We start from the raw sequence: 17,998 nt of genomic DNA, 5'->3' as shown, positions 1-17,998 counted from the left end.
GCTACTCTCTCAGCTTCCGGGTCAGGCTTACGCGAAGGTCTTGGCGAAGGATTCGATGGCGGCCTTCAGCTCGGCTTCCAGCTCCTTGGACAGGGCCTTCTGCGTGCGGATGGCGTCCAGGATGCCGGCGTGGTTCGAGTGCATCCGGGCCAGCAGTTCCGACTCGAAACGGCCGATGTCGGAGACGGCGACCTTGTCCAGATAGCCGCGCGTGCCGGCATAGATCGAAACCACCTGCTCCTCGACCGCCAGCGGCGAGTACTGGGGTTGCTTCAGCAGTTCCGTCAGGCGCGCACCGCGGGCCAGCAGGTTCTGGGTCGAGACGTCGAGGTCCGAACCGAACTTGGCGAAGGCGGCCATTTCCCGATACTGGGCCAGCTCGCCCTTGATCGAACCCGCGACCTGTTTCATCGCCTTGATCTGGGCCGAGGAGCCCACGCGCGACACCGAGATGCCGACGTTCACGGCCGGGCGGATGCCCTGGTAGAACAGGTCGGACTCCAGGAAGATCTGGCCGTCGGTGATCGAGATCACGTTCGTGGGGATATAGGCCGAGACGTCGTTGGCCTGGGTTTCGATCAGCGGCAGGGCCGTCATCGAACCCGAACCGTTGTCCTCGTTCAGCTTGGCCGAACGCTCCAGCAGGCGGCTGTGCAGATAGAAGACGTCGCCGGGATAGGCTTCGCGGCCCGGCGGGCGGCGCAGAAGCAGGGACATCTGGCGATAGGCCACGGCCTGTTTCGACAGATCGTCATAGACGATCAGGGCGTGCATGCCGTTGTCGCGGAAGAACTCGCCCATGGCCGTGCCCGAGAACGGGGCCAGGAACTGCAGCGGGGCGGGCTCGGACGCCGTAGCGGCGACGACGATCGTGTAGTCCAGGGCACCGCGCTCTTCGAGCGTCTTGACGATCTGGGCCACGGTCGAGCGCTTCTGGCCGATGGCGACGTAGATGCAGTAGAGCTTTTCGCCTTCCGAGGTCGCGGCGGCGTTGGTGTTCTTCTGGTTCAGGATGGTGTCGACGGCGACGGCGGTCTTGCCGACCTGACGGTCACCGATGATCAGCTCGCGCTGGCCACGACCGACGGGGATCAGAGTGTCGATGGCCTTCAGGCCGGTCTGCATCGGCTCGTGAACCGATTTCCGGGGAATGATGCCCGGTGCCTTGACGTCCACGCGGCGACGCTCGGTAAACTGGATCGGGCCCTTGCCGTCGATCGGCTCGCCCAGCGGGTTGACGACGCGGCCCAGCAGGCCCTTGCCGACCGGCACGTCCACGATCTCGCCCAGACGACGGACTTCGTCGCCCTCGGCGATCTGCGCGTCGGCACCGAAGATCACGGCCCCGACGTTGTCGCGTTCCAGGTTCAGGGCCATGCCCTTAACCCCGGCCTTGGGGAATTCGATCATCTCGCCGGCCTGGACATTGTCCAGACCATGGATGCGGGCGATGCCGTCGCCGACCGACAGGACGGAGCCGACATCGGACACGTCGGCTTCGACGCCGAAGTTTGCGATCTGCGACTTGAGGATGGCCGAAATCTCGGCGGCGCGGATGTCCATGGTCTGGCTCTCTGGCTTTCGTCTTCAGGTGCGGACCTCGCAAGGCCCGGCAGTCAATCGTGGTTGGCGGTGTGTATCAGGCCCGGCGAAGGGCGAACTTCATCTGGTCGAGCTTGGTCTTCAGCGAGGCGTCGAACAGCTTCGACCCGACCTTGACCTTGAGGCCGCCCAGGATCGACGGATCGACCCGCGCAGTCAGTTCGGGGGCCTTGCCGACCGCCTCGCGGATGGCGTTGCGGATGTGGGTCAGCTGGGCCGTCGTCAGGGCCTGGGTCGAGACGACCTCGGCGGCGACGACGCCCGTGTGCCTGGCGTACAGAGCCTCGAAGCCGGTGATGACGGCGGCCAGATCGCGGGCGCGGCCGTTCTGGGCCAGCAGGCCGAGGAAATTCTGGGTCGTCTGGTGGAACTTGGCCTTCACGGCGATGGCGGCCAGACCCTTGGACTGGTCCTCGGCGGCGATCACCGGCGAGGTGGCCAGACGGCGCAGGTCGGCGCTTTCGATCCAGGCGGCTTTCAGCGAGGCGAGGTCGGCGCGGACGAGGTCCAGCTTTCCGGTCTCGAGCGCGAGATCAAACAGCGCCTGTGCGTAGCGTGCGCCGACTTCCGTCGTCCTGAAATCGTCTGCCAAGGTCGGGTCCGTCCGGATCAGCTTCGAGTGTTCGCGACCGTTCGCGAGGGTCCGCGACAGCCAAAGGCCTGAAATGCTTTAGGAAAGCACGCCAAGGGCCGTTTCGTGCGAAACGCCCCCTGGAAGCCGGGCGCCTGATAGCATGGGCTTTTGCCGGTCGCAACAAGTCGTGATCGACCCCATTGGTCGCACCCGGCGCGTGTCGGAGCGGCGACAATCCGACGCGCGGCCCCTATGGCCTGACAGGCCTGTCCTGCGTTAGAAGGCGGCAAAGCTGATCAGGAACCCGCATGTTCGACTCCATCGCCCCTCTTCTGACCGACCCAGCGGCCTGGGCCGCGCTCGTCACCCTTGTGGTGATGGAGGTGGTGCTCGGGATCGACAACCTGATCTTCATCTCGATCCTGTCGAACAAGCTGCCGCCGGAACACCGTACCCGCGTCCGCCGCATCGGCATCGGCCTGGCCTTGGTCATGCGTCTGGCCCTGCTGTCGATCATCGCCTGGCTGGTCGGGCTGATCCAGCCTGTCTTCACGGTGTTCGGAAACGAGTTCTCGTGGAAGGACCTGATCCTGATCGCAGGCGGCCTGTTCCTGATCTGGAAGGCGACCAAGGAGATCCACCACACGGTCGATCCCACGCCGAGCCATGACGTGCTGGACAAGAAGGATGTGGTCATTTCCAACGCAGGGGCCGCGATCTTCCAGATCATCATCCTGGACCTGGTCTTCTCGATCGACTCCATCCTGACGGCCGTCGGCATGACCGAGCACCTGCCGATCATGGTGGTCGCCGTCCTGGCCGCCGTGACGGTCATGCTGCTGGCCGCCGACCCCCTGGCCAACTTCATCGCCAAGAACCCCACCGTGGTCATGCTGGCCCTGGGTTTCCTGCTGATGATCGGTCTGGTGCTGATCGCCGACGGCTTCGGCTTCCATGTGCCCAAGGGCTACATCTACGCCGCCATGGCCTTCTCCGCGGGGGTCGAGGCGCTCAACATGCTGAGCCGACGGTCCCAGACCAAACAGGAGAAGGCCCAAAGGGCGCGCGAAACGGCCGATCAGGCCGAGGCGCGGGCCAGGGAGGCCGAGGCCGAGGCGGCGCTGGACCCCACCCACTGATGCCAGGGCCCGGCCTGCGCAGGCTTTCGGCGGTCGCGGGGCTTTCGGCCCTTCTGATCGCCGGAACCTGTCTGGCCCAGACGCCGGCTCCGGTCTCTCCGCAGGCCGCTCCGGCGTCGCCCACCGTGCCTGCACCGGCCCGCCCGCCGGTCTATGGGTACGAGGTGGTCAATACCTATCCGCACGACCCGACTGCCTTCACCCAGGGCCTCGAGTTCCATGACGGCGTGCTGATCGAGAGCACCGGCCGGTTCCCCTCTACCATCCGCAAGGTCCGGCTGGAGACCGGCGAGGTGCTGGACCGCCGCGAGATTGACGAGACCTATTTCGGGGAGGGGCTGACCGTCGTCGGCGACCGGATCCTGTCGCTGACCTGGCGGAACCGGAAGGGGTTCGTCTGGGACCTGGACGACCTCGAGCCGCGCGGCGAGTTCGCCTATGCCGGCGAGGGCTGGGGCCTGACCCATGACGCCAGCCGGGTGATCCTGTCGGACGGCACGGCGGCGCTGCGGTTCCTCGATCCCGAGACCCTCGTCGAGACCGGCCGCGTTCCCGTGACCTGGCAGGGCCGGCCGATCGGCAAGCTGAACGAGCTGGAATGGGTCGAGGGCGAGGTCTTCGCCAATGTCTGGCAGTCCGACATCATCGTCCGCATCGACCCGGCGACCGGAAACATCACAGGCGTGATCGACCTGACCGGCCTGCTGCCCGCATCCGAGCGCGCCGACCCTGCCGACGACGTCCTCAACGGCATCGCCTGGGACGCCGATGGCAAACGCCTGTTCGTCACCGGCAAGAACTGGCCGAAACTTTTCGAGATCCGGCTGACCGGGCCGCGCTGACCGGCACCTCTGCGGCGACGCTGGCGGTCGGGGTCCAGATCGACCACTAACGGCGCCTATCGAATCACACAGCACGAAGCCACACGATGCCTGACCTGACCCTCTATCGCCCCAATGTCGGCGTCGTGCTGTTCAACCGCGAGGGCCTGGTCTGGTACGGCCGTCGGGCGGGCGTCGATGGTCCCCACAACTGGCAGTTCCCGCAGGGCGGTGTCGACAAGGGCGAGGCCCTGGAGGCGGCGGCCCTGCGCGAGTTGCACGAGGAGACGGGCGTCACCTCGGTCGAGCCGCTGGGCCGGACCGTGGAGGAGGTCCTCTATGACTTCCCGGCCGAGCTGAGGGCCCGGCATCTGCGCGAGGGCCGCAAGCCGTGGGACGGTCAGCGCCAGATGTGGTTCGCCTATCGCTTTACCGGCGAGGATACCGAGATCGACCTGAACCAGCACGACGAGGTCGAGTTCGATGCCTGGCGCTGGGGAGCGCTGTCGGAGGCCTGCGACCTGATCGTGCCGTTCAAGCGGGCGGCCTATGAGCAGGTGGTGGCGGCCTTTGCGGAGTTCGCGGCCTAGACGCGGTCACACTGGGTCGCCATAGGGACGGCCATGGCCGACGCCCCGTCCAGCAATGTGTCCCGCACCCTGTCCGTCGCTCCGATGATGGACTAGGTTGATTTTACCGCGATTTCAACGCGTTACGGGGAGGCGTGTGCAAATTAAGTGCACTCAGTTCTTGTTGTCTTTCCTTTTCGTTCACGCGAAACAGCCGCATTTTCTCGCACGATGGACCCTGACGCTCGCTGAAGAGCACCAAGACCGCCTTCACTGTCCAGACGTGCGAGCAGTGCATCAGACACCTTCCGCCCGTTGCGGTGAGCACCGGCCCCCGGACCGATCCGACAGTTTTGAAGCGCGGACTTTTGCAAGTCGCATCCGGTCAGCTGGCTCGCCATTGGCGGCTGACCTGATCGTCTGACCTCACCCTCAAAGCCACTCTGTCATGGCGCCCGTCCATGGCCGGCAAAGGCGTGCAGCCAGCCTGGGTAATGCGGGCCGGTATCGCTCACCCGATCAAGCGCCGCCAACTCCTCAGCGCTCAAAGTCAGGCTGAGCGCTGCAATGTTGTCATTGATTTGGTCCAGCCGACGCGCGCCGACGATCACGGAGGTGACCACGTCCTTGTCCAGCAGCCAGGCCAGCGCAACCTGGGCGGCGCTGACACCGTGCGCCTCCCCTACCAAGGTGAGCGCTTCGATGATGTCATAGGCCTTTTCACGATCAATCGGCGGGAACTCGACCTTGTCCCGACGTGAAACGCCCTGCTCTACTCTGCGGCCGTACTTGCCCGACAGAAAACCTCCCGCGAGAGGGCTCCAGACCATCAAGCCCAGTCCCTGATCCTCGATCATGGGAGCCAGTTCGTGTTCAAGATCGCGACCGGCCAGGGAGTAGTAGGCCTGTACAGACGCGAAGGGTTCGAGCCCTGCAGCCGACGAAATGCCCAAGGCCTTCATGATCTGCCAAGCCGCCAGGTTCGAACACCCGATCATCCGCACCTTACCCTGGCGCACCACATCATCGAGCGCTCTCAGCGTGACGTCGACCGGCGTCAAAGGATCAAGACTATGAAGTTGGTACAAGTCGATCCGGTCGGTCTGCAGACGCTTCAGACTCGCCTCGATCGCATTCATCATGTGTAGTCGGGACAGGCCGGTGTCGTTTGGACCGGGTCCCATACGCGCATGGAATTTGGTGGCCAGGACGATGTCGTCGCGGCGACCTTTGATCGCGTTTCCGACAATCGTCTCTGACTCCCCGCCCGCATAGACATTGGCGGTGTCGATGAAGTTCACGCCCGCATCGAGGGCGGCGTCGATGATCGCTTGCGACTCGCCTTGATCGAGCCCGCCCACCTTGTCGTAGGGCGGCATGTCACGTCCGCCGAACGTCATCGTTCCGAGGCAGATGCGCGACACGAACACACCTGTCCGACCGAGAACTCTGTACTGCATGGGGTTATTTCCGTTGATCATTCAAATCGCCCAGTTCGCTGAGGTATTCGCGGTATTCGACGATACGGCCGGCCTGCATGCGCAGGAACACCGTCTCGACTCCACGGTACGGCCTGCCCGCCATCTGGCCTTCGCCCCTCATGGCCAGCACCAGCCAGTCGCCGTCGATGAGCCGCAGATTTTCGTTCGCCGCGATGCGGGCGTTGACCGCCGCGTCGGTGCTCCACTGCTCCATATGGCGTCGCGCTTCTGAACCATGACGCCGGCCGCTATGCGGACCCGCCGGGAACTGGAACACAAAGTCGTCCGCGAACATCGAGGTGAACGGAGCCCAATCACCGGTCGCCCAAGCCTGAATAAAGGCGTCAGCGGCGTGATTGAGATCAGCGCGGGTCTGATCCGAAACAGTCATGTCGGTAAAGTCGAACTCCCTGAGCCAAGTCATCCATGTCGCTCGACAAACACGCTTGCGCCAGCCGGGATTCGCCGACATATCGTCGCGATCGTCCGGAGAATGCTCTCATCGATCCCCTGTCCCAGATCTTCGGAATGATGCATGTCGAGACGACCGGATCGTCCCGACTTGAGGCTGGAGGGGTTTGGGCGTTGCGTTTCGCCGCTCACTCGCATGTCAAGTTCGGCGCGGTTCTGCAGAACGAGTGCTGGCTGATTGTTGACGATCAGGCTCCGCTGCATCTTCGACAAGGCGATTGCTATCTTCTGACCAAGCCCGCCGACTACACGCTCGCCAGCGCCCCCGCCGCGCCCTCTTCGGACGGAACGGCCCTCTACGCAGGAGGTCAGTCCACCGCACGCATCGGCGACGGTGAGACTGTCCTGATCGGCGGCGGCTTCCTGTTCGATCTGGGTCTTGCCGGCCAGCTACTTGGCCTGCTGCCCGCAGTCATCCATGTGCCTGCCCGTTTGCCGGCCGCTGGTGTGCTTGCCGGCACGCTTCACGTTCTGGACGCTGAACTGACGACCCCCGGCATCGGGACGTCGCTGATGGTGGAACGCCTCGCCCAGATCCTGTTCGTTCAGGCGTTGCGGGCTCACCTGGAAGCGTCTCCCGAGGTCAGCTACGGCCTGGTCAGCGGCCTGGCGGATCCGCGGATCGGTCGTGCAATCGCGCTTATCCATGCCGAACCTGCGCGACGCTGGACGATCGCGGGCCTGGCATCGGCCGCCTCAATGTCGCGATCAAGCTTTGCCCAGCGGTTCCAGCGGCTCGTCGGCCAGGCGCCGCTCGACTATGTCACGCGTTGGCGAATGCAACTGGCCAAGGCGGAGTTCGCGCGGGGCACGCGACCGGTGGGAGTCGTGGCGCGCTCGCTCGGTTATCAGTCCGACAGCGCATTCACTGCCGCCTTCAAGCGAGTCTCGGGACGTTCGCCACGTGACTATCGCCAAAAACCAACCCCATAGTCGTGTCCGGCCCATTTTTCCGAAAGCGAGCCAAGTCCCGCGTCAGCGCCGTCAGGGTCGGGTAAGGCCGATCATCGATACGGTATACGGGGTCTTCGTAACCCACAGTGAATGCGGCGTCCTCCGCAGACGAGACAAGCGCGAAGCCGAGCCGTTCCAGCGCTCGCCCGAGCCAGATGGCTGTCGCCCCCGTCGCGGCCACGTAAGCCGATCCTCGTGGCGTCGAACGCGTCTCGAACCGTCCCGTCTCCAGTGAGAACACGAGATTGCTCTGGTCGAAGGCCTCGCCGATGGCCCCGGAAAGGGCGAGATCTTCCGGGGCACCATCCACGAACCGGCCGTCGCCAGGCAACAGCCATATCCGGTCCGCCGCATTGAGCGAGAGTTCCAGGTCATGGCTGGACAGGATGATCGCCACGCCGGCGTCGTGCGCGATCTGCCGCAAGGTCGCGGTGATGGTGACGCGACTGGGAAGGTCAAGGAAGGCTGTGATCTCATCGAGCAACATGACGTGAGGCTGCTGAGCGAGGGCGCGGGCGATCATAACTCGCTGGCGCTCGCCGTCGGACAGGCTGTCGACGAAACGCTCCCGCAAATGCGCCCCGTCGACGCGACCGAGAGCCTCTGCGGCTATCCGGCGATCTTCCGCCGACAGCGCCCCAGACCAGCCCGTGTAAGGCTGGCGGCCCATCTCGACCAGTTCCCAGACCCGAAGCGACCCGACCTGCGGACGATCGGTCAGAACGACCGCTACCTTGCGCGCCCGCTCGGACGCCGGCCAGTCGCGCACCGGTCGCGCCTCCAGACGGACGTTTCCGCTGACAGGCGCGATAAAGCCGGCCAGTGTTCGTAGCAGGGTCGATTTGCCCTGGCCGTTGCGCCCCAGCAGACAGATGAACTCGCCGGCGTCGACGGAGACGTCGGCGAGGGTGGAAAGAACGCGGCCGCCATAGCCGATTTCGAGCTTGTCGATGGCGAACATTCAGCCCTCCCCGCCACGAAGGCTTCTGGCGCGCAGCAGCAGCACCATAACCAGCGGCGCGCCGACGATCGCCAGGATGGCGTTCAGGTGAAGGAAATGCTGGTCCCAGGGCAGGTGGACAATGAGGTCCGCCGCCAAAGCCAGTACGGCGCCCGCCAGAACGGTCGCGGGGATCAACACTCCGATACGCGCCGACCCGACGAGGCCACGGGCCAGGTGGGGCACGATCAGGCCGACGAAGGCGACGGGACCGCAGAAGGCCGTGACCGGAGCGGCGAGGAGTATCGCCGCTGCGAGGACGCGGCGCCGAAGCTGCGCGACATTGACGCCAAGGCTTTCGGCATAGGCGTCCCCGAGCAGCAGCGCGGTCAGCGGTTTCGCCAGAAGGATCGCGCCGAGCACTCCGAGCGCCAACAAGGGTGCGAAGGTGAGAAAGTCGCCCCAGACGACATTGGCGAAGGTCGCATCATTCCAGGCGGCAAAGATACGGTTCTGGCTTCGGTTGGTGAAGTGCAACAACACGCTGATCAGCCCTTGGGCGAGGAACCCCAGCATCAGGCCAAGCACCAACAGCGAGACGGTGCCCACACGCCTCGCCATGGCGGTCATCGCCAGGGCTACAACGAGGGTGCCCAGGGCCGATCCGGCCACCAAGCCCAGGCCGGCGAAACCGGTGAGCACCATCAACACTCCCGGCCCCACGACCGCCCCCGCCACAACGACGAGCGCCGCACCAAACTGACCGCCGGCCATCAGTCCCAGGGACCAGGCGTCAGCCAGCGGATTGCGGAACAGGGTCTGCAGCAGCAGGCCAGCGAGCCCGAGCGCCCCACCGCCCATTATCGCCGCCAGAACGCGCGGCAGTCGCAGGTCGATGACGATACGGCTCTCGATCGAGCCGGACCCGGCCGACGCCAGCCCCGAGAGGACCTCCGCCGGCGTCAGCATCACCTGTCCCACCATAAGGCTGGCGAGGACCACAACGACAAGCGCCGCCAAGCTGACGCCCGCGACAAGAAGAGGGCGGGCGGGGCCGTTCATCGGTAAACGCCTCGCGGGACGGGTTTGAGATAGCGGAAGGGCTCGTCGACGAGATCCGGATGAATCGCCTTCACGAAATCGGCGAGCACCCAGTCCGGTCTCACCAGGGCGAGCTGATACCAGTCATAGGCGTCGGTCCGCGGATTGGTGCGGCCGGTATTCGAAAACAGCCGATCGTTGCGGAATGCGGGCGACGCCGCCTCCACCGCCGTCGATCTCGGCGGCGCCATGTGCATATCGCCGATGATCCACACTTCGGCCTTATCGGCGACCGGAAGGATCTGCTCGGTCGAAAGGGTCTCCGACGACCACTTGCGCGCATCCTCCGCGCGCTGGAGCAGATTGCGCCCGCCGGCGTCAGAAAGATAACTCGCTTCTGCGCCGCGGACTGTCGCGACCCAGCGGTCACCGCCGTTGGGATAGGCCCAGAGCACCGGAGACTGCGGGCGCGCCGCCGCGGCAGACTTGAGCGATGTCACCCGTTGTTCGATTCCGTTGAAAAGACGGTCCGCCTCCGCCTCGCGCCCTGTCAGGACGCCGTAAAGCCGGACCCATTCGGCCCGCCCCAGATAGGAGGGCTCGTCTTCCGCAAACGTGGGAACAACCGTCAGACCGAGGGCCCTTGCCCGGTCGAGGACAGGCGTATGCGCCAGATCGGACAGGCGCATGAGGAAGACATCCGGGCGGCTGGCCAGCAGGACGTCAAGGTTGGGCGGCGAGTGCCAGTTGTAGCCGATCTGGCCAATCCGCCCGGCCACCACGGCGTCGCGGATCTCGTCGTCATAGGACCCCAGACCGCCGACTGCGACCAGTCGATCTTTCGCCTCGAGCTGGCCGAGAAAGGCCTCGTCCGACGCTGCATTGGATGCGATCCGGGCGACCGGGGTCCGGACCACGGTGGCATGGGCGAGAGCGGCCGGCAGGCGAGGTTCGGGACCGTCCCGCGGCGCCAGTACGACAAGATCCGAGCGTTCCTCGACCTGTCCGCCGCTCTGGTCCGCGACGGGCGCTTTCATGCGGGCCAGAATGAAGCCGTCGTGACGTTCCAGTGTCAGATAGCGCGCGTGCCGAAGCCCCAGGTTTTCGCCCGGCGCTGCATCATCAGCCGACGGGGACGTTTGCGAGCCACAGCCGACCAGAGCGAGGCTAGCCGCCGATGCCAGGAATCCGCGTCGTTTCATGAGCAAGCCCATGCGAACCCCGCAGATCAGATCGGGCAGCTCCGCCTCATGGGGGAGATCGGACGTCGTCCGGGAGCCAGGCACAGGCGTCACCGCCACCGGTCGCCGTATCGCTCGCCCCCTCATTCGCAATCCCTCGCAAAAATCTCCAACGAGGGGTTACTAATGGTTATGTTATACCATAACAAGGCCGCCCAAATCTGCCTAAGGGGGCTTTATGAAACCGCTTTTCGCCACCGCTGGACTGGCCGCACTGCTCGCTTCGCCGGCGTTTGCCCAGGAAGGACCGATTGTCGCAGACGACGCCCAAGCGACCGAAGTCGCGGCCGTGACTGTCTACGGCCGCCCCTTGGGACGGAGCCCCGGCGAAACCGCGACGAAGACCGGATCGCCGGTGATCGAGACCCCTTTCACTATCAACGTCGTCCCGCGCGATCTCCTGGATCTGCGCAATGTCTCTAACATTGGCGAGGCTGCGGAAACCGTCAGCGGCGTCCAGCGCACCATCGGGTTTTCGGGCAATCAACGCTTCCGCATTCGCGGCTTCCAGAACATTTCCACGTTGCGCGACGGCTTCCGACAGTCGGTGAGCCAGCCCGAGATCGATCTGCAGGGCGTTGAGAGCATCGAGGTTCTCAAGGGACCGTCGTCGGCGCTCTACGGCCGTTTCGAACCCGGCGGCGTCATTAACTTCGTCTCGAAACGCCCTCGCGAAACCTTCGGCGGCGAGGCCTTCGTGGTCGCGGGCTCCTACGACTACTGGCGCGGCGGGCTCGATGTCACCGGACCGGTGAGCCGCGACGAAACCGTGCTGGCAAGACTGAACATCGGCTATGAGAACGCCGACAGTTTCCGCGATTTCGTCGACAGGAAGCAGTTGTTCATCTCGCCGGTGATCGAATGGCGACCGGACCAGGACACCAGCCTCCTCGCCCGCCTCGAATACATCGATCGTGACGCGACCTTTGATCGCGGATTCGGCAACAACGCCGCCTTTCTTTCACAGCCGATCAGCCGCAACTACGGCGAAGACTTCATGCGGGTGCGCAAGGAGCAATGGGTCGGCGGGCTCGAATACAACCATCGCCTGGCGCCGGACTGGCGTCTGCGACTGGGCGCTTTTCTGTCGAAGGTCGACGTACCGGAAGAGCAGTTTTTCAACTACGGCTTCCCGCCCCTGTCCGGGGCTACAGTCAACCGCAGCTTCGTCAGCTATGCCGAGACGCAGGACGATGTCACCCTTCAGGCGGAGCTCTACGGTCGGATCGTGACCGGCGCCATCACCCATCGCGTCCTGATCGGGGTCGATCACAGCCGCGACGAACTGGCCTACCTCGACGGGCGGATCGCCTATGGCCAGCCGATCGACCTCAACACGCCCGTCCAGTCAGGGCGCCCTGCCGCCTATCTGCCGGTTGGCGACAGTCACTATGACTATGTCTCTACCGGTCTCTATGTGCAGGACGAGATGACCTGGGATCGCTGGCGGCTCCTCATCGGCGGCCGCTATGAGACCGTGGACACCTACGCCTTCAGCGCTGATTTCCTCGACCCCGGCGTCAGCCGAACCGATCACCCGTTCTCGCCGCGCGCCGGCCTGACCTATATGCTCACGCCTGACTGGTCGTTGTACGGCAGCTGGTCACGCTCTTCGCGCAACGAAGGCGACGCAGGTCTGCTCGAAAGCGGACTGACGCCCAAGCCGACGCGCGGCGAGCAGTTCGAGATCGGGACCAAGGCCCTGCTGTTTGGCGGCCGGGCGGAAGCAACCCTGTCTGGGTTCGAAATCACCAAGACCGATGCTGTGGTGTCCGACCCTGTCGATTTCAACCTGGTCATCCAGGCGGGCGAACTTCGTGTTCGAGGGATCGAGGCCGAGGTCTCCGCCCGCCCTGTCGATCCCTGGACGATCGTCGCCTCCTATGCCTTCAGCGACAGTGAAATCAGCCGCGACAGCAACACCTTCATTGTGGGCAATCGCCTTGCCGGCGTTCCTGACCACCAGGCTGCCTTTTGGACCTCATGGGCCATGGGCGGCAAACTGGACGGCCTCACCCTCGGGGGCGGCGTTTTCTATGCGTCCAGCCAGGCTGCAACCACCTCCAACACCCTCGACCTGCCGGGTTATACGCGACTGGACCTGAACGCGGTCTGGGCCTTCGGCCAAGGTTACGAGATTGGTCTGAACGTCGACAACGTCACCGACGAGACGATCTACATCACCGGCGGCTTCTCCCAGATCTATCCGCAGGCGCCGCGCACGGCCCGCCTCACCCTGCGCAAGCGCTGGTGAGGTCGGCGACCCCGGCGCCCGACAATCCGCCTGAAAGGGCTTTCGCCGGTCGTCAGATCAGAGCTCCGGGGTCGGCCTCAATCGCTTTTGATCGACCACTGCTGGCCCGCCGCGCTAACCGGCGGTGAAGGCCGGGCGTCCTGCGCGCCGGCTCCCCTGAGCCGGCCGGCCCGTCGCCTTTTCGCAAGCCCGACAGCGAACATCGCCCGGCGTTCCGGTCCTGACCAGCTATGGCGACGGCGCCCGCGACGTGCACCCGAGGAGAACCCCCGCGGCGAGCGCCCCGATACCGACCTCGCCGGGGCGGGCCGGAAGCTGCGGCAGGGTCGAAGGCCACCGATGAGGTTTTTCAGTCGGTAACGGACCGGAATCCGTGGCTGAAAACTGCGATCATCGTCTCCAGGACGGCCGCCAGGTCTGAGGATTTGCATAGGCCGCCCGAGATGTCATCGATACGTCCCGTCTGGGCCAGACCGTGGGTCAGGCTGGAGGAGACCAAATCAAAGAACCAATAAATCCTCTCCGGCGGGGCGTCCGGCGCCAAGGCCTTGAGCATTCCGATAAATCGCTGGACGATGGGGTCGAAGTTCTCGGCCATGACGTCCTTGCCGCCAAAATGGGACGCGTTGGCGTGACCAACGATGGCGGCGAAATACACCCACCCCTCGCCCTTCTCGATAACTACTTCATAAATGGGCCGCAGGAAGACATCGAGGACGCCTTCTATCGTCATGGACGTACCAACCCTGGCCTCATAGGCGTCCATGGCCGCGACGCGAACCGCGTTCACCTCGACGGAACGTCGGGCGAAGACGGCGCGGAAGACCCGATCCTTGTCGCCGAAATAGTAATGGATCAGGGAGGCGTCGACCTTGGCGCCCGTCGCGATCGCCTTCAGGGTCACGCCGTCACGCCCGTGCAGGGCGAAGAGTTTCTCCGCCGCATCGAGGATCGTGTTGGTCGCCTCTTCCCGGCGGTCCGCCTGGGCCCGCCTCGGCGGACGCCTGGTCGCGGTGCGAGCGCCGGGGCGAATTTTGCGGGACTGGGCGAGAGTGTCTGTCATCGGGGTGCTGCAACCGGGGCCGGCGGAAACCGGATCAGTCTGATTGATAGGAGGATCAATCCGGGGAAACCAGCCGCTTTCACTTCTTTATTTTAACGCCAATAAAGTTTGTTGACGCCCCACATGACGTCCGCTTTAGTTCCGGCGTCCGATCGACGGACATCAATGAGCCGACGCCAAGCCGGCCGTTCACATAGGGATAAGGGAACCGCCATGCGGCAGACCATCATGACGGGCGTAAGCGCGCTCGCCTTCGCGCTTTTCGCATCGACGGCCTTGGCGCAGACCGCCGAGCCTCAATCCGAGCCGCAGGCGACAACGTTGGACGAAGTCGTCGTCACAGCCCGACGGACCGAGGAAAATATCCAGGACGTGCCCGTGGCCGTCACCGCCTTCAGCCAGGAAGGTCTGCGTCAACGCGGTATAGAGACCGGGACGGACCTACAGAACTTCACGCCTTCGCTCAGCGTCGTGGGCAACACCAACCGCAACCAGGAGAACTACACGATCCGCGGCATCGGCGGCATCGGCAGCCTGGGCACAGGCGGCGGCCCGGGCGTGGTCGCCTATTTCGCCGAAGTGCCCTCGACGGCGAGCGGCCCGGGGCTTCTGTTCGACCTGCAGTCCATTCAGGTCCTGAAAGGTCCCCAAGGAACGCTTTTCGGACGCAACACGACCGGCGGCGCGGTCCTGCTGGATCCGGTCAAGCCCGGCTTCGAGCCTGATGGCTACATCGAAGCCACCATCGGCGACCTGGATCGCCGATCGGCCCGCGCGGCCGTGACCCTGCCGCTCAGCGACAGCCTGTCGCTCCGTCTGGCCGGCCAGTTCGACCAGCGCGCAGGCTTCGTCACCGACGTCAACACGGGCAAGGACTATAACGACCGCAACAACTTCAGTCTGCGCGGCGGGTTGCTCTTCCAGCCGAACGACCGGCTCAGCAGCTACACGGCGATCAACTATGTCGACATCGACGAAAATGGTCCGGGAACCGTGTTGCTCGCCGTCAATCCCGCCGGTCCGGCGGCCGCTCTGCTGAACCCGCTGCTGGCGGCCCAACAGGCGCGCGGCAACGACCGGATCGCCTTGAGCGCCGATACCAAGAATGTCAGCCAGACCCTGCTTGCCCTGAACAACATCACCTTCCAGCTCAGTGACAATGTCACGATCAAGAACGTCCTGAGCTACACCCGCACCCGGGCCGACTTCGGCTCTGACGGCGACGCCTCCATCCTCGTGATCAACGACCTGAACGGCGCCATCGCCGGCCGCTGGAACGTCGATAACGAGACCTGGACCGAAGAACTCCAGGCGCGGATCGCGCTCGGTCGACTCACCTTCCAGACCGGTGTCTTCTATTCGGACACCTCGACGGTCACGCCCCTGACATTCGTCCAGCGCGCCAACCTCGGCGCCGTCACCCTGCTGCAGGACAGCGCCCACGCCAACGACAGCTCAAAGGCGATCTATGGCCAGTTCACCTACGCGATCACCGACACCCTGACCGCCAACGCCGGCTACCGCTACACCTGGGACGAATTCGGCGGCGACATCAGCATCTACATCCCGCAATTCGCCAATACCTGTGGCACAAACCCCGGCTTCTTCTTTCCCAACTGCAGCCGCGCCTTCGACGGCGAAAGCGACGGCGACACCTGGCAACTGGGCCTGGACTGGCAGGCCACGCCGAACACCCTGATCTACGGCGTGAGCCGCCACGGCTACAAGAGCGGCGGGATCAACCCTTCGGTGCTGCTGGTCAGCGCCACCAGCCCTCTGTTCCGGGTCCGGCCCGAGACCGTTACCGATGGCGAAATCGGCCTGAAGCACGACTGGTCGGCGTCAGGTGTCAAGGCGCGGACGAACTTCTCGGCCTTCTACATGAAGTATGAGGACATCCAGCGCAGCGACTACGCCCTCATCGGCGGCTTCAATACCCAGCTCATCACCAACGCCGCCGAGGCCACGGTGAAGGGCTTTGAGTTCGAGGGGGTGATCCAGCCGATCGCGCCGCTGACGCTCACCGCAACCTATTCGTACAACGACGCGAGCTACGACAGATACGTCGACGGCCTCGGCGTCGATCGCAGCGGCTTCCCGTTCCAGTATGTGCCTGAGAACAAGTACAGTGTGGACGCCAAACTCTACCTCCCGGTCGCGTCGACCGTCGGCGACGTCAGCGTGCGAGCTTCGTACTCCTGGCAGGACGACCAGCAGGTGTCGTCGGATCTGCAGCCCTTCGGCGTCATTCCTGCCTACGGGCTGCTCAACGTTCGTCTGGACTGGGAGCATATCGCTGGCTCGGACGTCGCCCTGTCGCTGTACGGGACCAACGTCACCGACGAGGAATACCGCGTCACCTCCAACGCGACCTACAACACCACGGGCTTGGTCGGCGCCGCCTTCGGCGACCCACGCCAGTACGGCGTGACCCTGCGCTACAGCTGGTAGGAGACGACAGAATGTCAATGAAGCCGCCCCCTCGATTTAAGAGAGCGTCCGTCGCCGCCCTCGCCGTCGCCGCTATCCTTGCTGGCGCCGGCTGCAGCACCCCGGCGAACGTCGACCTGCAACCGGCCCAGGCCTCCTTCGGCGCTCGAGCCTCGGCCCAGCAAGCGACAGACGTGAAGGTCAAGGCGCGCGAGGACGGCGGCTTCACCGTCAACGGCAAGCTGGAGGGCGACCATTTCGCCATGGCCGTGCCCGCGAACTGGAACGGCCGGGCCCTGGTCTTCGCCCACGGCTATTCCGTGCCCGGCAGTTCGGTCGCGGTATCCGAAGACCCGGCGGACAAGGATCCTTCGGGCGGGCTGATGAAGGGCGCCTATGCGCAGGGTTTCGCCGTCGCCCACAGCGACTTCGACAAGGCTGGGGTCGGCGTCGAGTCGGCCGTCGAGAACACCCTGCGACTGCGCGCCTTCCTCAGCCGCATGGGAGTGAGCGACGCCTATCTGGCTGGAGGGTCCATGGGCGGAAACATTGTTCTGGCCATCATTGAAACCCACCCGGACGCCTTCAAGGGGGCCCTGTCGGGTTGCGGCCTGGTTGATAACTGGACTGACGAAGTGGGACTGCTCATCGATTTGCGAGCGCTCTATGCCTACTACACCAGGGACACTCCCTACGCCCTGCCCGGCGAGGCCGATCTCAACCGGTCCGCTCTGTCCCCGACCGCGCCGAACGCTATCGGAGCCCTGAACGAACCCTTCCGCCTTCTCCAGATGAAGCGGATCGCCGATCCGATCGCCGCCCTGTTCAAGGCGGCGCGCGAAACACCGGGCGGCCGCGAGGCGCAGATCATCGACAAGATCGCGTCCATCGCCGGTGTGACGCCGGAACCCGCATCTCTGATCGTGCCGATCATGACTGTGTCGCTCGGTATGGATGACATGAACGCCACCTTCGGCGGCGGCGTCTACGACAATACGGCGAGGGTCTACGCAAGCCCGCTGCTTTCGACAGAAGAGGCCGCAGCCCTCAACCGCGACATCGGCCGGGTGCGCGCCACTCCGACGGCCGTCGCCTATGCCGATCGCTGGCGGCGATCGACGGGCCGGTTCTCCATTCCGCTCGTGGCCATGCACAACCGCATAGATTCCCTGGTGCCCTACAGTCAGTTCGAAGGTCTGATCCGCAAGACCCAGGCCGCCGGAAACGCCGACCGTCTGCTGGCCATCACGGTTCCGGAGATCAATACGCCGCTGACCGGCACCGGGCTCGACGGTTTGGCCCACTGCGGCTTCACCCCGGCCCAACTCGGCGCCGCCTTCGACGCCTTGCAGAGCTGGACAACCACAGGCCAGCGCCCCACCCCCGTGATGCCGACTGCGGCGCCGGCGCCCTGATCG

At 64.8% G+C, this 17,998-nt stretch carries 15 protein-coding genes; 7 read left to right on the top strand and 8 right to left on the bottom strand.

Annotated features, from left to right (window positions below):
- Positions 1-27: 27 nt before the first annotated feature.
- Positions 28-1,563: a F0F1 ATP synthase subunit alpha gene (gene atpA, locus O5K39_RS04255; RefSeq protein ID WP_271146046.1), complete on the bottom strand. Its 1,536-nt coding sequence runs from the start codon at positions 1,561-1,563 to the stop codon at positions 28-30.
- A gap of 76 nt (positions 1,564-1,639) precedes the next feature.
- A complete protein-coding gene (locus O5K39_RS04250) occupies positions 1,640-2,194 on the bottom strand; it encodes a F0F1 ATP synthase subunit delta (RefSeq protein WP_271146045.1) in 555 nt (184 codons plus the stop codon).
- A gap of 290 nt (positions 2,195-2,484) precedes the next feature.
- On the opposite strand from O5K39_RS04250, the gene O5K39_RS04245 reads away from it, so the two are divergent.
- The 3 genes from O5K39_RS04245 (at position 2,485) to O5K39_RS04235 (ending at position 4,726) form a co-directional block, all read left to right on the top strand.
- Positions 2,485-3,315: a TerC family protein gene (locus O5K39_RS04245; RefSeq protein WP_271146044.1), complete on the top strand. Its 831-nt coding sequence runs from the start codon at positions 2,485-2,487 to the stop codon at positions 3,313-3,315.
- A complete protein-coding gene (locus tag O5K39_RS04240; RefSeq protein WP_271146043.1) occupies positions 3,315-4,157 on the top strand; it encodes a glutaminyl-peptide cyclotransferase in 843 nt (280 codons plus the stop codon). Before O5K39_RS04245 ends, O5K39_RS04240 begins: the two co-directional genes overlap by 1 nt.
- A gap of 86 nt (positions 4,158-4,243) precedes the next feature.
- The gene (locus tag O5K39_RS04235; RefSeq protein ID WP_271146042.1) at positions 4,244-4,726 is read left to right on the top strand and encodes an RNA pyrophosphohydrolase; all 483 of its coding nucleotides are present in this window, start codon (positions 4,244-4,246) and stop codon (positions 4,724-4,726) included.
- Between the two features lie 425 nt (positions 4,727-5,151).
- Here the strand turns inward: O5K39_RS04235 and O5K39_RS04230 are convergent, their stop codons facing one another.
- Both O5K39_RS04230 and O5K39_RS04225 read right to left on the bottom strand, forming a co-directional pair.
- Positions 5,152-6,186: an aldo/keto reductase gene (locus tag O5K39_RS04230; protein WP_271146041.1), complete on the bottom strand. Its 1,035-nt coding sequence runs from the start codon at positions 6,184-6,186 to the stop codon at positions 5,152-5,154.
- Positions 6,170-6,610: a nuclear transport factor 2 family protein gene (locus O5K39_RS04225; RefSeq protein WP_271146040.1), complete on the bottom strand. Its 441-nt coding sequence runs from the start codon at positions 6,608-6,610 to the stop codon at positions 6,170-6,172. The genes O5K39_RS04230 and O5K39_RS04225 overlap by 17 nt, the downstream gene beginning before the upstream one ends.
- A gap of 2 nt (positions 6,611-6,612) precedes the next feature.
- Between O5K39_RS04225 and O5K39_RS04220 the strand changes: the two genes are divergently transcribed.
- A complete protein-coding gene (locus O5K39_RS04220; protein ID WP_271146039.1) occupies positions 6,613-7,590 on the top strand; it encodes an AraC family transcriptional regulator in 978 nt (325 codons plus the stop codon).
- Here O5K39_RS04220 and O5K39_RS04215 read toward each other — a convergent pair.
- Genes O5K39_RS04215 through O5K39_RS04205 form a run of 3 tightly spaced genes read right to left on the bottom strand, consistent with a single transcriptional unit; the run spans position 7,535 to position 10,794 of the window.
- Positions 7,535-8,572 carry an ABC transporter ATP-binding protein gene (locus tag O5K39_RS04215; RefSeq protein WP_271146038.1) on the bottom strand — a complete coding sequence of 346 codons (1,038 nt, stop codon included), beginning with the start codon at positions 8,570-8,572 and terminating at the stop codon, positions 7,535-7,537. The two genes, O5K39_RS04220 and O5K39_RS04215, sit on opposite strands and share 56 nt — an antisense overlap.
- A complete protein-coding gene (locus tag O5K39_RS04210; protein WP_271146037.1) occupies positions 8,573-9,613 on the bottom strand; it encodes an iron chelate uptake ABC transporter family permease subunit in 1,041 nt (346 codons plus the stop codon).
- On the bottom strand, positions 9,610-10,794 hold the full coding sequence (locus O5K39_RS04205; RefSeq protein ID WP_271146036.1) for an ABC transporter substrate-binding protein: 1,185 nt from the start codon (positions 10,792-10,794) through the stop codon (positions 9,610-9,612). The genes O5K39_RS04210 and O5K39_RS04205 overlap by 4 nt, the downstream gene beginning before the upstream one ends.
- 217 nt (positions 10,795-11,011) lie before the next feature.
- Between O5K39_RS04205 and O5K39_RS04200 the strand changes: the two genes are divergently transcribed.
- The gene (locus O5K39_RS04200) at positions 11,012-13,087 is read left to right on the top strand and encodes a TonB-dependent siderophore receptor (RefSeq protein WP_271146035.1); all 2,076 of its coding nucleotides are present in this window, start codon (positions 11,012-11,014) and stop codon (positions 13,085-13,087) included.
- A 349-nt stretch (positions 13,088-13,436) separates the two neighbouring features.
- Here O5K39_RS04200 and O5K39_RS04195 read toward each other — a convergent pair whose 3' ends face one another.
- Positions 13,437-14,150: a TetR/AcrR family transcriptional regulator gene (locus tag O5K39_RS04195; protein ID WP_271146034.1), complete on the bottom strand. Its 714-nt coding sequence runs from the start codon at positions 14,148-14,150 to the stop codon at positions 13,437-13,439.
- A 213-nt stretch (positions 14,151-14,363) separates the two neighbouring features.
- Here O5K39_RS04195 and O5K39_RS04190 point away from each other — a divergent pair, with 213 nt between their 5' ends.
- A complete protein-coding gene (locus O5K39_RS04190; RefSeq protein WP_271146033.1) occupies positions 14,364-16,601 on the top strand; it encodes a TonB-dependent receptor in 2,238 nt (745 codons plus the stop codon).
- Between the two features lie 17 nt (positions 16,602-16,618).
- The gene (locus tag O5K39_RS04185) at positions 16,619-17,995 is read left to right on the top strand and encodes an alpha/beta hydrolase (protein WP_271146032.1); all 1,377 of its coding nucleotides are present in this window, start codon (positions 16,619-16,621) and stop codon (positions 17,993-17,995) included.
- Positions 17,996-17,998 lie beyond the last annotated feature (3 nt).

This window comes from Brevundimonas sp. NIBR10 (genome assembly GCF_027912515.1).
Taxonomy (GTDB): domain Bacteria; phylum Pseudomonadota; class Alphaproteobacteria; order Caulobacterales; family Caulobacteraceae; genus Brevundimonas.
This window is presented reverse-complemented; position numbering and strand designations above follow the sequence as displayed.

Bases quoted from the DNA above. Each gene is read 5' to 3' on its own strand.
- atpA (WP_271146046.1), bottom strand. From the start codon at position 1,563: ATGGACATCCGCGCCGCCGAGATTTCGGCCATCCTCAAGTCGCAGATC.
- O5K39_RS04245 (WP_271146044.1), top strand. From the start codon at position 2,485: ATGTTCGACTCCATCGCCCCTCTTCTGACCGACCCAGCGGCCTGGGCC.
- O5K39_RS04240 (WP_271146043.1), top strand. From the start codon at position 3,315: ATGCCAGGGCCCGGCCTGCGCAGGCTTTCGGCGGTCGCGGGGCTTTCG.
- O5K39_RS04235 (WP_271146042.1), top strand. From the start codon at position 4,244: ATGCCTGACCTGACCCTCTATCGCCCCAATGTCGGCGTCGTGCTGTTC.
- O5K39_RS04230 (WP_271146041.1), bottom strand. From the start codon at position 6,186: ATGATCAACGGAAATAACCCCATGCAGTACAGAGTTCTCGGTCGGACA.
- O5K39_RS04225 (WP_271146040.1), bottom strand. From the start codon at position 6,610: ATGACTTGGCTCAGGGAGTTCGACTTTACCGACATGACTGTTTCGGAT.
- O5K39_RS04220 (WP_271146039.1), top strand. From the start codon at position 6,613: ATGTCGCTCGACAAACACGCTTGCGCCAGCCGGGATTCGCCGACATAT.
- O5K39_RS04215 (WP_271146038.1), bottom strand. From the start codon at position 8,572: ATGTTCGCCATCGACAAGCTCGAAATCGGCTATGGCGGCCGCGTTCTT.
- O5K39_RS04210 (WP_271146037.1), bottom strand. From the start codon at position 9,613: ATGAACGGCCCCGCCCGCCCTCTTCTTGTCGCGGGCGTCAGCTTGGCG.
- O5K39_RS04205 (WP_271146036.1), bottom strand. From the start codon at position 10,794: ATGAAACGACGCGGATTCCTGGCATCGGCGGCTAGCCTCGCTCTGGTC.
- O5K39_RS04200 (WP_271146035.1), top strand. From the start codon at position 11,012: ATGAAACCGCTTTTCGCCACCGCTGGACTGGCCGCACTGCTCGCTTCG.
- O5K39_RS04195 (WP_271146034.1), bottom strand. From the start codon at position 14,150: ATGACAGACACTCTCGCCCAGTCCCGCAAAATTCGCCCCGGCGCTCGC.
- O5K39_RS04190 (WP_271146033.1), top strand. From the start codon at position 14,364: ATGCGGCAGACCATCATGACGGGCGTAAGCGCGCTCGCCTTCGCGCTT.
- O5K39_RS04185 (WP_271146032.1), top strand. From the start codon at position 16,619: ATGAAGCCGCCCCCTCGATTTAAGAGAGCGTCCGTCGCCGCCCTCGCC.